The sequence below is a fragment of the Aurantiacibacter arachoides genome (assembly GCF_009827335.1).
Classification (GTDB): domain Bacteria; phylum Pseudomonadota; class Alphaproteobacteria; order Sphingomonadales; family Sphingomonadaceae; genus Alteraurantiacibacter; species Alteraurantiacibacter arachoides.
Genome location: NZ_WTYH01000001.1, coordinates 1,045,929 through 1,059,472 on the forward strand (window position 1 = coordinate 1,045,929; position 13,544 = coordinate 1,059,472).

General features: G+C 65.9%; 12 protein-coding genes and 1 tRNA gene. 6 read left to right on the plus strand and 7 right to left on the minus strand.

Features of this window, described 5'->3' with window-relative positions:
- Positions 1–78: 78 nt before the first annotated feature.
- Positions 79–399: a thioredoxin gene (gene trxA / locus GRI62_RS05145; RefSeq protein WP_131452312.1), complete on the plus strand. Its 321-nt coding sequence runs from the start codon at positions 79–81 to the stop codon at positions 397–399.
- A gap of 4 nt (positions 400–403) precedes the next feature.
- Here trxA and GRI62_RS05150 read toward each other — a convergent pair whose 3' ends face one another.
- Together GRI62_RS05150 and argJ are read right to left on the minus strand one after the other, a co-directional pair.
- The gene (locus tag GRI62_RS05150) at positions 404–1,207 is read right to left on the minus strand and encodes an inositol monophosphatase family protein (protein ID WP_373282988.1); all 804 of its coding nucleotides are present in this window, start codon (positions 1,205–1,207) and stop codon (positions 404–406) included.
- Complete coding sequence (gene argJ / locus GRI62_RS05155) at positions 1,204–2,430, minus strand: bifunctional glutamate N-acetyltransferase/amino-acid acetyltransferase ArgJ (RefSeq protein WP_131452314.1); 1,227 nt, start codon at positions 2,428–2,430, stop codon at positions 1,204–1,206. The genes GRI62_RS05150 and argJ overlap by 4 nt, the downstream gene beginning before the upstream one ends.
- A gap of 60 nt (positions 2,431–2,490) precedes the next feature.
- Between argJ and GRI62_RS05160 the strand changes: the two genes are divergently transcribed.
- The 4 genes from GRI62_RS05160 to GRI62_RS05175 all read left to right on the plus strand — a co-directional run bounded on the left by GRI62_RS05160 (position 2,491) and on the right by GRI62_RS05175 (position 7,142).
- Positions 2,491–3,096, plus strand: coding sequence for an energy transducer TonB (locus GRI62_RS05160; RefSeq protein ID WP_131452315.1), 606 nt, complete (start codon positions 2,491–2,493; stop codon positions 3,094–3,096).
- Positions 3,097–3,124: 28 nt separating this feature from the next.
- A complete protein-coding gene (locus tag GRI62_RS05165) occupies positions 3,125–3,427 on the plus strand; it encodes a hypothetical protein (protein ID WP_131452316.1) in 303 nt (100 codons plus the stop codon).
- Positions 3,428–3,517: 90 nt separating this feature from the next.
- Positions 3,518–6,319 carry a preprotein translocase subunit SecA gene (secA, locus tag GRI62_RS05170; RefSeq protein ID WP_131452317.1) on the plus strand — a complete coding sequence of 934 codons (2,802 nt, stop codon included), beginning with the start codon at positions 3,518–3,520 and terminating at the stop codon, positions 6,317–6,319.
- A 73-nt stretch (positions 6,320–6,392) separates the two neighbouring features.
- Positions 6,393–7,142: a class I SAM-dependent methyltransferase gene (locus tag GRI62_RS05175; protein ID WP_131452318.1), complete on the plus strand. Its 750-nt coding sequence runs from the start codon at positions 6,393–6,395 to the stop codon at positions 7,140–7,142.
- Here GRI62_RS05175 and GRI62_RS05180 read toward each other — a convergent pair.
- From GRI62_RS05180 to GRI62_RS05190, 3 genes are all read right to left on the minus strand, one after another.
- Positions 7,139–8,134 carry a phosphatase PAP2 family protein gene (locus GRI62_RS05180; RefSeq protein WP_131452319.1) on the minus strand — a complete coding sequence of 332 codons (996 nt, stop codon included), beginning with the start codon at positions 8,132–8,134 and terminating at the stop codon, positions 7,139–7,141. The two genes, GRI62_RS05175 and GRI62_RS05180, sit on opposite strands and share 4 nt — an antisense overlap.
- Before the next feature lie 75 nt (positions 8,135–8,209).
- Positions 8,210–8,284: transfer RNA gene (locus GRI62_RS05185), tRNA-Asn, on the minus strand.
- 73 nt (positions 8,285–8,357) lie between these two features.
- Complete coding sequence (locus GRI62_RS05190) at positions 8,358–9,146, minus strand: NAD kinase (protein WP_131452320.1); 789 nt, start codon at positions 9,144–9,146, stop codon at positions 8,358–8,360.
- 112 nt (positions 9,147–9,258) lie between these two features.
- Here GRI62_RS05190 and GRI62_RS05195 point away from each other — a divergent pair, with 112 nt between their 5' ends.
- A complete protein-coding gene (locus GRI62_RS05195) occupies positions 9,259–10,068 on the plus strand; it encodes an EAL domain-containing protein (RefSeq protein ID WP_160731817.1) in 810 nt (269 codons plus the stop codon).
- Here GRI62_RS05195 and GRI62_RS05200 read toward each other — a convergent pair whose 3' ends face one another.
- Entirely contained in the window at positions 10,069–11,091 is a 1,023-nt protein-coding gene (locus tag GRI62_RS05200) for an NADP-dependent oxidoreductase (protein ID WP_199802245.1), read from the minus strand. It lies immediately after the preceding gene.
- Positions 11,092–11,105: 14 nt separating this feature from the next.
- Positions 11,106–13,523, minus strand: coding sequence for a S9 family peptidase (locus tag GRI62_RS05205; protein WP_131452322.1), 2,418 nt, complete (start codon positions 13,521–13,523; stop codon positions 11,106–11,108).
- Positions 13,524–13,544: the final 21 nt, after the last annotated feature.

Below are 13,544 nucleotides of genomic sequence, written 5' to 3' on the forward strand. Positions count from 1 at the left end.
GGAAAGCTATCGGCTTTGCCGCGTTGCCTTGTAACGAATTCGCCCCACATGGGACGCCAACCAATCAGGAGATTTCACATGGCCACCAAGACAGTCACCGACGCAAGCTTCCAGGCCGACGTCCTCGAAGCCGACAAGCCGGTACTCGTCGATTTCTGGGCGGACTGGTGCGGCCCGTGCAAGATGATCGCCCCCGCGCTGGAGGAACTGAGCGAGGAGATGGCGGACAAGATCACCATTGCCAAGATGGACATCATGGAAAACCCCAACGTTCCCGGCAAGATGGGCGTCCAGTCGATCCCGTTCCTCGTCCTGTTCAAGGATGGCCAGCCGGTCGCCCAGCAGATGGGTGCCGCACCGAAGAACGCCCTGAAGGGATGGCTGGAATCCCAGCTCTGACGTTTCAGGGCTGGGGCATGGCGGCCAGACGCGCCGCCATACCGTCCCACAAGGCGGGCGAGGCGGCGCCGATCAGCCCGCCGTACACGTCGCCATCCACGCGGTAGGGTGAGCCGTCTGGCCGCGCGGCTCGCCCGCCCGCCTCGTTGAGCCACAATGCGCCGGCGGCATGGTCCCAGGCCAAGGTTCGTTCGAACAGCGATACGTCGTTGATGCCCAGCGCGAGGCGCGGGTATTGCTCGGCGGCGCAGTAGGGGATGTCGGTCAGGCGATATTGCGGGCAGATATGCTCCATCGTCGCGGCGCGCTTCGCCGGGTCCATGAACACCAGCGAGATCGCCGCCACGGGCGGTAGCTCGCCAGTCTCCCGCGCCGCGATCCGGGTTCCGTCCACAAAGGCGCCGCCGCCAAGGTGTGCGGCGCAGAAACGGCCCGTCAGGCAATCGAAGATCCAGCCGCTTTGCGCCAGGCCACCCTCGGCCCGCGCGATCAGGATGCCGAAAGGCGGCTTGCCATTGGCGTAGTTACGGGTTCCGTCGATCGGGTCGACGATCCAGCACGCTCCCGACAGGTGGCGGCGCTCCTCTGGATCGGCATGGCAGCCTTCCTCTCCCACCACCGGCAGGTCGGCAATCCTGGCCAGCCCTTCACGCAGCAGTGCCTCGCTCTCGCGATCGGCGATGGTCACGGGATCGTTCCCGCCCTTGTCCTCGATGTCGTGCGCGGCAAGGTTGCGGTAGCGCGGCAGGATGACCCGCTCGGTCACCTCGCGCATCAGGGCCAGTATCTCGCGGTCCAGAGTGCTCACGAACGATAATCGGCGTTGATCGCGATGTAGCCGTGCGTCAGGTCGCAGGTCCATACGGTGGCGCTGCCATCCCCGATGCCGAGATCGACGGTGATGTCCACCTCCTCGCCCGCAAGGTGCGCCGCTACGGGCGCCTCGTCGTAATCCTCCACCGGCAGGCCGTTGCGCGCTGCCCAGTGGCCGCCGAACGCGATCGAGAGCGTGTCGCGGTTCGCCGGTTCGCCGGCCTTGCCGACCGCCATGACCACGCGGCCCCAGTTGGCATCGCCGCCCGCGATGGCGGTTTTGACCAGCGGCGAGTTGGCGACCGCAAGACCCACGCGCCGCGCGCTTTCGTCATCCTCGGCGCCGCTAATGCTGACGGAAATGAACTTCGTCGCACCCTCGCCATCGCGCACTACCAAGTGGGCGAGCTGGCGGCATACATCGTGCAAGGCGGCGGCAAAGGCATCGGCGCCCGGATCGTCGAACCCGGTCAGCGGCTGGTTGCCCGCAGCACCCGTAGCAAAGGCGAGCACGGTGTCACTGGTCGATGTATCGCTGTCGACGGTGATGCAGCTGAAGGTGGAACGGTTGGCGGCGGCGAGGCAGGATTGCAGGAAGGCCGGCTCCACCGCCGCGTCGGTGAAGATATAGCCCAGCATTGTCGCCATGTCGGGGGCGATCATGCCGCTGCCCTTGACGATGGCGTTGAGCGTTACCCGCACGTCGCCCAGCATGGCGGTTGCCGTCGCCCCCTTGGCAAAGGTATCCGTCGTGCCGATGGTCTGCGCGGCCACCTCGTAGGATACTTCCGGAGCGTCCAGCGCGGCCGCCACCCCCGCCTCTGCCTTGTCCTTGGGCAACGGCACGCCGATTACCCCGGTTGACGAGACGAACACGTCCGAGGGCCGGCAGTCCAGGCGATGCGCGACCTGCGCCATGATCGCCTCCACCGCCTCGCGCCCGCGATAGCCGGTAAACGCGTTGGAATTGCCCGCGTTGACGACCAGCGCGCGCCCGCGGCCCAGCCGCACCTGCTCGCGCCCCATCTCGACCTCAGTCGAACAGCACACGTTTTGCGTGAACACGCCCGCCACCGTGGTGCCCTCGACCAGCTCGACATAGGTCAGGTCGGCGCGGTCCCAGGACTTGTAGCGCGCGCGGGCCACGCGCAGGCTGACGCCGGCGATGGGCTGCATTTCGGGGAAGGGCCGGGCGAGGGGAGAGCGGGCTATGTCCATTGACTTTGCGCCCTATTGTGCCCGATGCGGCGCTGCAAGCTATGACAGGAGAGCGGGCCGATGCGGTCACACATTGCCACGGTCGTTGCAGCACTTTCGCTGACCTGTCCGCTGGCCGCAGCGGCCCAGGATACATCCGGCACGTCCCCGCGCCCATTGGCGTCTCCCGGCGAGTGGATCGACCCCCAGGACTATCCGGCCGAGGCGCTTCGTCAGAACGCCGCGGGCGTGACTGGCGTGCGGTTGCAGATCGATCCTCGCGGCATGGTCAGGAAATGCACGGTGGTCTCTTCCAGCGGTCACGCAATCCTTGACGACACGGCCTGCCTCCGGCTCGAGCAGCGCGGCGAGTTCGAGCCCGCGCGGGACGGCGAAGGCAATCGCACGGACAGCACCTGGTCAACGAGTGTCGTATGGGCGCTGCCCGAGGCGGTTCGGCTGCCCCTGCCCGAAGAAGCGCACATCGAGTTCACCGTCGATATCGACCAGACTGGCGCGGTGACGCAGTGCACGGTCCTTGCCCTGGACTTGCCGGAGAATGGCCCGCGGGAGGATCCGTGCGCCAATCAACCCGACTACTATCCAGCGACCGATGAAGCGGGAAATCCGATCCCGTTACGGGTGCGGTTCCGGATGGAATTAACCCGGGAAGATGCTGCGCGCTGATGGCAGAGCGGCGACAAGGCAATTGATCTTGGACTTCCCGGCCCGTTTCACCTATCTGTCCTTCGCCATGCTGCGCCAGTTGCTCACCCTGCTTGCCGTCATCTCGGGCTTTACGCTCGTGGCGGAGCCCGTGTCGGCAACCGATCTGCGGGAAATCAGCGCGGCTGCCACTGCGGCACAGGACCTGGCGGATTGCCGCCCGGTCGTCGCTGCGCCATTGCAGTTGGCACAGGCCCGCCAGCGGGACCGGGTCGATACCCGCCGCTGCCAGCGTCGCATCGTCGTGATCACCCCGGCCGTGCAGCTACAGGCGGATCGCGCCCACGAATAGGCGCGCCGCCCGTTCCAGACGTCCGCATTTCCAGCAGGCCGCGCCAATCTCGCGCGGCCGCATCTCCATACTACCGACAGGAACCATGCCATGTGGCAGCAAGTCGCCAAATCCATCTTCGGCTCGTCCAACGACCGTTACGTCCGCTCGCTCGACAAGACCGTCGCCCGCATCAATGCGCTGGAAGACCAGCTCGTCGATTTCTCCGATGACGAATTGCGTGCGCAGACCGCCAAATTCCGCCTGCAACTGGAGGAGGGTAAGACCCTCGACGACATCCTGCCCGAAGCCTTCGCCACCGTGCGCGAGGCCTCGAAGCGGGTGCTCGGGATGCGCCACTTCGACGTGCAGATGGTGGGCGGCATCGTGCTCCACCGCGGCGAGATCGCGGAGATGAAGACGGGCGAGGGCAAGACGCTGGTCGCCACGCTTGCCACCTATCTGAACGCCATCGAAGGCAAGGGCGTCCACGTCGTCACCGTGAACGACTACCTCGCCGCTCGCGATGCCGAATGGATGGGCCGGCTGCACCGTTTCCTCGGTCTGACGATCGGTGTGATCGTGCCCAACCTGTCGGAACAGCAGCGGCGCGACGCCTATGCCGCCGACATTACCTACGGCACCAACAACGAACTGGGCTTCGATTACCTGCGCGACAACATGAAGCAGGAACGCCGCCAAATGGTGCAGCGGCCGTTCAACTATGCCATCGTCGACGAGGTGGACTCGATCCTGATCGACGAGGCGCGCACCCCGCTCATCATCTCCGGCCCGACCGAGGACAAGAGCGAGCTTTACCTCGCGCTGGACGCGGTCGTGAAGCAGCTGGTGGCCGATCAGGAGGCGATGGAGCGCGAGAACGGCGGCCCGCTGGCCGAGGGCGAGGGCTATTTCACCAAGGACGAAAAGGCCCGAAGCGTCTCCCTGACCGAGGACGGCGCGGAAGAGATCGAGCAGCGCCTCGCCGCTGCCGGCCTGATGACGACGGACAATCTCTACGACGTGGAGAATACCCAGATCGTCCATCACATGGATCAGGCGATGCGTGCCGTGGTGATGTTCAAGAAGGACACCGACTATATCGTCAAGGACGAGAAGGTCGTCATCATCGACGAGTTCACCGGGCGCATGATGGATGGCCGCCGCTGGTCGAACGGCCTGCACCAGGCGGTCGAGGCGAAGGAGGGCGCGGAGATCCAGCCCGAGAACCAGACGATGGCCTCCATCACCTTCCAGAACTATTTCCGCATGTATCCCAAGCTGAGCGGCATGACCGGCACCGCTGCCACCGAAGCGGCGGAATTCTGGGATATCTACAAGCTCAACGTGGTGGAAATTCCCACGAACGTGCCCGTCAGCCGCGTCGACGAGGATGACGAGTTCTACAAGAACACCCTCGACAAGTTTGCCGCCATCGCCAAGGCCATCCGCGAAAAGAGCGAGGCCGGGCAGCCGGTGCTGGTGGGCACGGTCAGCATCGAGAAAAGCGAACTGCTGAGCCAGTTCCTGGAACGCGAAGGCGTGAAGCACGAAGTGCTCAACGCGCGGTTCCACGAACAGGAAGCGCGTATCGTGGCCCAGGCGGGCCGCATCGGTGCCGTCACCATCGCCACCAACATGGCTGGCCGCGGCACCGACATCCAGCTTGGCGGCAATCTCGAATTCCGTATCGAGGAAGAGCTGACCGAGATGGAGGAGGGGCCGGAACGCGACGCCGCGATCGACCGCCTCAAGGCCGAGATCGCCGAGGAAAAGGCCACGGTGCTGGCTTCCGGCGGGCTGTTTGTGCTCGGCACCGAACGGCACGAGAGCCGGCGTATCGACAACCAGCTGCGCGGTCGTTCGGGCCGGCAGGGCGACCCCGGCCTGTCGCGTTTCTACCTCTGCCTGGAGGATGACCTGCTGCGCATCTTCGGCCCGGACACGCTGTTCGCCAAGATGATGAACGCCAACCTGGAAGATGGCGAGGCGATCGGGTCCAAATGGCTGAGCAAAGCCATCGAGACCGCGCAGAAAAAGGTCGAGGCGCGCAACTACGAGATGCGCAAGCAGGTCGTGCAGTACGACGACGTGATGAACGACCAGCGCAAGGTCATCTACGAGCAGCGCGCGGAAATCATGGATTCCGAGCGCGTGGACGACGTGGTGGAGGACATGCGCCGCGATGCCATCAACGCCATCGTCGCCGATGCGTGCCCGCCCGGATCCTATCCCGAACAGTGGAACGTGGAGCAGCTGCGCGAACGGATAGACGAAGTGCTCGGGCTGGACGTCCCGCTCGAAACCTGGATGGAGGAGCACGCGGTCGAGCCCGACCTGATCGACGAGCGCCTGCAGGATCTCGCCGCGCAGAAGATGACCGACAAGATCGGCGACATTCCCGCAGACGCCTGGCGCCGGGTTGAGAAGAGCATCTTGCTGGAACGGCTCGACTATCACTGGAAGGAACACCTCGCCACGCTCGACGCGCTGCGGCAGGTCGTATTCCTGCGCGCCTACGCCCAGAAGACGCCGATCAACGAATACAAGCAGGAAGCCTTCGGCCTGTTCGAGAGCATGTTGGAAACACTGCGCGAGGATGTCACCAAGGTGCTGCTGACCGCCGAGTTCCGCCCCAGCGCACCGCCGCCCCCGCGCGCCCTGCCTGACCTGCCCAGCTTCCTGACCGGGCACATCGATCCGTTCACGGGCGAAGACAACTCCAACGACGGCGACGGATCCGCCACGCAGGCTGGCCTGTTTGGCACGCTGGCCGCATCGCCCGTTGCCTCCACCGGCAGCGGCGGTTCGCAGGTCGCCGATCCCTACGCGGCGATGAACGTCAGCCGCAACGCGCCATGCCCGTGCGGATCGGGCAGCAAGTACAAGCACTGCCACGGCGCGCAGCTTTAGCGCCCGCGCCCACAAGCTTCCTTTGCCCGTACTGCTGCGGTGATGTAGCTGTGCGGGCAAAGGAGTGCCTGCCATGATCCGTTTCGCCCCCGTCGCCGCAACTGTAGGCGCGCTGCTTGTCGCGACCGCTGGTTGCGCCACGATCGAGCAGGAGGAGCTCGGCGCGTTCGAGGCGTCGGAAGAACTCATGGCGGCCGTCATCAGCCCCGCGCGCCCGGCCGAGGACGTTGCCCGCGACGCGGCGAGGCTGCCGCTGGAAACCATTTCCTTTGCCGGCGTGGCGCCCGGCCAGACGATTGCCGAGATCGCGCCCGGCGGCGGCTACTACACCCGCATCCTGGCCCAGGCCGTCGGCTCGGAAGGCAAGGTCTACGCGCTGATGCCCGCCTCCTTTGCCAACCGGCCCGGCGGGCTCGACACGATCAATGCGCTGGCCGAACAGTATGGTAATATCGAAGTCGTCGTGGTCGAAAGCTACGCCAGCCTGACCTTGCCGGAGCAGGTGGACCTGGTGTGGACGACCGAGAACTACCACGACCTTGCAAACGGCGATGTCGCTGCCACCAATCGCTGGGCCTATGGCGCCGTGCGCCCGGGCGGCATCTACTTCGTGGAAGATCATGCCGCGCCCGGCACCGGCACTGCTGCAACCGCCACGCTTCACCGCATCGATCCTGCTACCGTGCGCCAGCAGGTGACGGCGGCCGGCTTCCGGTTCGAGGCGGAGAGCAACCATCTCGCCAACCCCGCCGATCCGCACACCGCGAACCCGCGCGATTTCGCCGGGGAAAGCGACAGGTTCGCCTTCCGCTTCAGGCGCTAGGCGCTAGGCGCGACCTCCACCCGTTGGAGCAGCCGCCAGCAGGCCCAGACCACGGCCAGGGAGACGATGCCATCCCAGGCGTAGTGCCAGGCAAGATGGAACGAGCCGACCCAGATGGCGAACGCATAGAGGCCCGCCAACGCTCTGGGCCACGGGTTTGCCACCCGGTCGCGCACCATCAGCCAGGTCAGCACGGCGAAGCCCACGTGGACCGAGGGCATGGCCGATATGCCGGAGCCGAAGCCCCCCGTCTCATAGGTCTCGAGCAGCCAGTCGGCGATGCTGAGCGCACTGATCGGCTGTATCGCGTCCGCTTCTGCCAGTCGTGCGAGAAGCGGCGCATAGTACGGGTCGCCATAGAAATGCTGGTAGAACACCGGACCGGCGCTGGACATCGCCAGCGCCATCGCGTTCCCCACCAGCAGCAGCACCACCAGCACACCCATGAACGCGCGAAGCTGGAAGGTGCGATCGCGGGATCCACCGATCCACACGGCCAGAAACGGGAACAGCGTGAACCACAACACGTAAAGCCGGTCGATCACGATGGTGCCCCACGGTCCCAGCAGCGCGTGGCTCACCCTCCACGGATCGGTGCCGAGAAACAGCCAGCGGTCCGCCGTCACCAGAGGCGGGTCCAGATAGAAGGGGACGATGCCCGGTATGTTGGCCTTGGCGAAAGAGAACGCTGCGCTGGGAAAGGCAATCAGGACGATCAATGCGCCGGGGATGAGTATGGCAGGTCCGTCCGCGCGTATCACGCTGCGAAGCGTCGGCGTCTCGCCGGCCAGGCGCAAGGCGCGCATGCGAACGATCGTCGCCAGGAGGGACGCGGCCAGCGCAATCACCAGCACCCGCGGCGAAACAGGCGCCAGCCACAGGGCACCGGTTCCGCTGAAAAGCGCGGAGATTGCCAGAGTGGGCAGCAAGGATACTGCAACGACGATGACCGCCGCCTGGGCGCGTGAGAGGACCAGCATGATGCGCCGCATGGTAAGGCGATATGCCTAATTTCCGGTGACTGGCGATAATCCGCCCGGCAGCGCGATGGCGCTAGTTGCGGAAAATGGCTCCCCGAGTTGGATTCGAACCAACGACCAAGTGATTAACAGTCACCTACTCTACCGCTGAGCTATCGGGGAGCAGCCTTATCGGCAGGAGTGCGCCTATATGGGCGGCAAATTGGTAATGCAAGCCCCCTTGCGCACGTGGCGATCAATGGACGAACTGTTCGGCCACGATCCGCTCGTCCAGCGCGTGTCCGGGATCGAACAGCAGGGTCATTTCCATGTCGGCGGCGATCTCCACGTGCACCTCGGCGACGTCGCGGACCTCCTTCTGATCGGCAACCACGGCCACGGGACGATTGCCCGGCTCGCGCACGCGGAAGCTGACGCGGCTGTTTTCGGGCAGGATCGCGCCCGGCCAGCGGCGCGGGCGGAAGGGGCTGATCGGGGTGAGCGCGAGCATACGCGAATCGAGCGGCAGGATCGGGCCGTTGGCGGACAGGTTATAGGCGGTGGATCCCATCGGTGTGGACAGCAGCACGCCATCGCCTGCCAGTTCGGGAATGCGGACCTTGCCGTTGACCGATATTTCCACCTTTGCGGTCTGCCGGGTCTCGCGCAGCAGGCTGACCTCGTTCAGCGCGCACGAGCGGTGGCTGCGACCATCCTGCGTTATCGCCTCCATCCGCAGTGGGCGCACCGCCATCGGCTTGGCCCTGCCAATGCGCTCCACAACGCCCGATGCACCGGCATAACGGTTCATCATGAAGCCCACCGTTCCAAGGTTGAGCCCGAACACCGGCAGCTTGCGCCCGGTGTCCAGCATGGCGTGCAGGGCATCGAGCATCGTGCCATCACCACCCAGCGCCACCAGCGTGTCGGCCTCTTCTATCGGCACGAACGGGATGCGTTCCGATAGCAGCCGGGCCGCATCGCGCGCACGCTCGGACGGCGAGTGGAGCAGTGCCAGATTTCGCGTTGCCGGTGTCTCGGCCACTGTATGTCCCTCCGCCCCCGTGAGCGGCGGACACTATGAAGCGTCGTCCCGATTTGCAACGCGGCATTCGCTGCGGCAGATTCGCCCGGCAATCTGCGCCATCGGCAGGGCCATGACATTTCCCGCCCAGATTTACGAACGCCGCACCCGCCACGATCGCCGGCGCGTCGATCCGCATCCGATCACGCACGACCTGGCAGAGGCGCTGGTGGCGGACGAGATCGACCTGATGTTCCAGCCGCAGTTCGCCAGCGATAGCCAGGCGCTTGTCGGGGCGGAGGCGCTGGTGCGCTGGCGGCATCCCAACCACGGCGTGCTGGCCGGCGATGCGCTGGTGGGGATTGCCCAGAGTGGCGGCATGGCGCGAAGGTTGGCGCGGCACATCGCCCGCAGCGCCCTGCGCGAGGCGGCAAGCTGGCCGCCTGTCCTGCGGCTGTCGCTCAACGTCACGGCGATGGACCTGGCCGACCGCAGCTTTGCCGAGGAGATGCTGGCGCTGGTGGCGCAAAGTGGCTTTCCGGCGGACCGCCTGACGCTGGAGATCACCGAACAGGCGCTGGTGGCCGACCTCGAGCGTTCGGCGAAACGTCTCGCCACACTGGCAGAGGCTGGCATCCGCATCGCGCTGGACGACTTTGGCGCGGGTTTCTGCAACTTTCGCTATCTCAAGACGCTGCCGATCGATGCCCTGAAGCTCGACCGTTCGATGATCGAAGGCGTGGCGCAGGACAAGCGCGACCTGGCGATCCTGCGCGGCATTCTTGCTATGGCCGACGCGCTCGGCCTGACGGTCATCGCCGAGGGCGTGGAAACCGACGACCAGCGCCTGATTGCCGCGCGCGAGGGGTGCGCGGTTTGGCAGGGGTTCCTGGGTGCCGAACCGATGGCCGCGAGCGACTTTACCCTCTTCGCGGCGCGTTGATTACCCGGCGACAGTCACGATGACCTTGCCCTTGGCGTGGCCCTGCTCGAGATAGGCGAAGGCGTCTTTCGTTTCGGCAAAGAGAAAGGTGCGGTCGATCTGCGGGTCGAGCTTGCCCGTTGCCATGAGCGCACCAAGTTCGGCCAGCTCTGCGCCCGAGGGATGCATGAACAGATAGCGGTAGGTCACGCCATGCCGCCGCGCCGCCGCGCGCTGCTTCAGGCTGGCGGCCCAGAATAGCGCCTTCAGCTTCCAGTCGCCGTTCAGATCCCTTTCGGCGGTGACCGGTTCGGGCACGCCGCCGATGGAAACGACCTTGCCGCCTTTGCGGACCACGGCAAAAGTGCGCATCAGCGTGTCGCCACCGATAAGGTCGAAGGCGCCGTCGACCTCGTCCGCCAGCACGTCCTCGAAATTCTCGGCGGTGTAATCAATTACCCGGTCGGCGCCCATGCGTTCTACCAGAGCGCGACCGCGGGGGGAGGCAGTGGTGGTGACATGGGCGCCGAGCCACTTGGCGATCTGGATGGCAAACGTGCCGACGCCCCCTGCGCCGCCGGAGATGAACACCCGGTCACCCGGCTTCAATGCCAGTTCGTCACGCAGGGCCTGCAGGGCGGTCAGGCCCGCCAGTGGCACCGCGGCAGCCTGCTGGAAGCCCCAGCCATCGGGGATGGTAGCGCAGCAATCGGCGGGCAGGGCAGCGAACTGGGCCAGCGCGCCCATCCTGTCCTTCGGCACCCGGGCGAACACGCGGTCCCCGGGCGAGAATTGCGTGACGCCATCCCCCACCGCCTCGACCACGCCCGCCAGTTCGTTGCCCATGATCGCGGGAAGCGGGTAATCGAGGATCATCTTCAGCTTGCCGTCGCGGGTCTTGTAATCGACCGGGTTCAGGCCGGCGGCATGGACCCGCACCAGCACATCGCCTGGCCCGGCAAGGGGCCGCACCATGTCGCGAAGCTCGGTCTTCTCCGGGCCGCCATAGCCCGTCATCACGAAAGCCCGCATCAGCACGCTCATGGTGGGTTTCCCGTTCAGCCGCCGGTCGCCGTTTCCGGCATCTCGGCATTCTTCACGTAGGTATCGAACCAGTTGATCATTTCGGCGAGCACGTGGAGCACGCTCTCGCGCCCGCGATAGCCGTGGTCCTCGTAAGGCAGCATCACCAGCCGCGCCGTGCCGCCGGTGCCGCGCACGGCGGCGAACATGCGTTCGGACTGTTCGGGGAAGGTGCCCGAATTGCTGTCATTGGTGCCGTGGACCATCAGCAGCGGTTCGTTGATCTGATCCGCCGCCATGAACGGCGAGAGCTCGTAATAGGTTTCCGGCGTGTCCCAGAACACCCGCCGCTCCGACTGGAAACCGAATGGCGTCAGCGTGCGGTTGTAGGCACCCGACCGGGCGATGCCGGCGCGGAAGATGTCGCTTTGCGCCAGCAGGTGCGCGGTCATGAAGGCGCCGTAGCTGTGGCCGCCCACGCCCACACGGTATCCGTCACCGAACCCGCGCGCGACGGAAAAGTCCACCGCCGCCTGCGCGCTCGACACGATCTGGTCGATGAAGGTGTCGTTGACGGTTTCCGGGTCGGACCCAACCACCGGCATCGCCGCGTCATCGAGCACGGCATAGCCCTGCGTCAGGAAGAACAACTGTGAATAGCTGCCCACGCGGGTAAAGCGGTAGGGCGAATCGCGGTTTTGCCCGGCTGTCGCGGCATTGTTGTATTCCAGCGGGTAGGCCCACACCACGAGGGGCAGCTTGTCCCCTTCCTGATAGCCGGCGGGCAGATAAAGGGTGGCGGTCAGCTGGGTGCCATCGGCGCGCGGGTAGGTCACCACCTCGCGGCTGATGCCGGTGAGTTCGGGGTGTGGATCAGGGAAGTCGGTGATGAACCGCGCCTGCCCGTCGGCGTAAAGGCGGTAGTTCCCCGGGTTGAGCGGGCTTTCGTAACGGGTGACGAAGCTGGTGCCGTCCCCGTCCAGCACGGCGGTCACGCTTTCCAGATACTCGCCATCGTTGCGCCACAGCTCAGTGGTTTCCAGCGTATCGAGGTCGAAGCGGCGCAGGAACGGGCGCAGGCCCTCTGGCGTGGCGCCGCTGCCGGAAAGCAGCAGCCTGCCATCGTCGTTGCGGGCCACGCTGAATCCTGCATCCGTTGTCGTCGAGACGGGGGAACCCGGATCGGCGTAGGCATCCTGGATGTTGCGCATGAACAGCTGGCGCGGGGCATTGCTGCCGGTGACGTCGATCAGCGCCTGGCGCACCTCGCGCGTATCGCGGTCGTAATCGGCGGCGATGATGTCATCGCTGCCCTCGATGCCGGAGAAGCCGGCGAAGCGATCCTCGAACCGGGCGACTTCGCGCGGGGCTGCGGTGAACGGGGCGGGGAGGGCGAAGAGCGCATCCCGCACCTCTGCCGCCACGCGCGGATCGCCGCCGTCCTGCGCCTCGGCCCACATGAGGGTGCTGGGCTCGGTCGGGTGCCAGACGATGCTGCGCCGCCCGGTCTGCACGCCCTGCACCGGCAGGTTGTCGGCCAGCGGCTGCTGGGCGATCGTGGCCACAGGGGTGCCATCGATCCGCGTGACGACCGAGGTCAGCGGGAAATCGGAGTAGGGCACCTGATAACTGTAGGGCTGGTCGATCCATTCCAGCAGCATGTACTGGTTGTCCGGCGATGCGCCGGCATAGGTGTAGACGCGCGGCGGGCCGACGATTTCGGGCGCGCTGCCGTCGAGCGAATAGATCACCGGCTGGCTGGTGCCCAGCCAGGTGAACAGCGCCTCGTCATAGGGATTCTCGAGCAGGTCCTGATAGGTGCGCGTCTGCGCCTCCTCACCGCCCACCGCGTTCTGGATCGCCGGGCCTTCGGGGGTGCGCGATTCGCTGGGCATGGGGCCGCGGTCCGCCGGCGAAACCATCACCAGCAGCCGTCCGTCCGGCAGCCAGCGCGGGCTCTGGAAAATGGGGTTCATCCCGCGTTCGAGAAGGGTGCGCGTCTCGCCAGTCTCGCTGTCCGCCAGCATCAGCGCGATGCCGTCGGCGTAGGTGTTGGAAAAGGCGATGTGCTCGCCATCGTTCGACCAGGTGAAATGCGACAGGTCGGCTTCGGGCGGAAGGGCCACTTCCACATCGTTTCCGCCGTCGATGTCACGCAATGTCATGCCGACAAAGCTGCGGATGCCGTGACGATCGTTGATGGACGCGTCGAGCCGCAGACCGGCCAGCTTTTCCATCGGCCGTGCCAATTCGCTCACCGGCGGCAGGGCCTCGCGCTCGATCAGCAGCATCCGATCGTATTCAGGCGAGATCGACACCGCCGGCGGCGGCGCGCGCAGCACGATATCGGCGATGTCCTGCGGCGGCAGGCTGTACCCATCCTGCGCCGCGGCAGGCGCGGCCAGGGCAATGGCGGGGGCTACGAGGGCGGTAAAAGCAAGCAAACGACGCATGAAAAATCCTCCAGTCACGGG

Coding starts and splice junctions, on each gene's coding strand:
- GRI62_RS05205 (WP_131452322.1), bottom strand. CDS start 13,523: ATGCGTCGTTTGCTTGCTTTTACCGCCCTCGTAGCCCCCGCCATTGCC.
- GRI62_RS05180 (WP_131452319.1), bottom strand. CDS start 8,134: ATGCGGCGCATCATGCTGGTCCTCTCACGCGCCCAGGCGGCGGTCATC.
- GRI62_RS05175 (WP_131452318.1), top strand. CDS start 6,393: ATGATCCGTTTCGCCCCCGTCGCCGCAACTGTAGGCGCGCTGCTTGTC.
- argJ (WP_131452314.1), bottom strand. CDS start 2,430: ATGGACATAGCCCGCTCTCCCCTCGCCCGGCCCTTCCCCGAAATGCAG.
- GRI62_RS05195 (WP_160731817.1), top strand. CDS start 9,259: ATGACATTTCCCGCCCAGATTTACGAACGCCGCACCCGCCACGATCGC.
- secA (WP_131452317.1), top strand. CDS start 3,518: ATGTGGCAGCAAGTCGCCAAATCCATCTTCGGCTCGTCCAACGACCGT.
- GRI62_RS05160 (WP_131452315.1), top strand. CDS start 2,491: ATGCGGTCACACATTGCCACGGTCGTTGCAGCACTTTCGCTGACCTGT.
- trxA (WP_131452312.1), top strand. CDS start 79: ATGGCCACCAAGACAGTCACCGACGCAAGCTTCCAGGCCGACGTCCTC.
- GRI62_RS05200 (WP_199802245.1), bottom strand. CDS start 11,091: ATGAGCGTGCTGATGCGGGCTTTCGTGATGACGGGCTATGGCGGCCCG.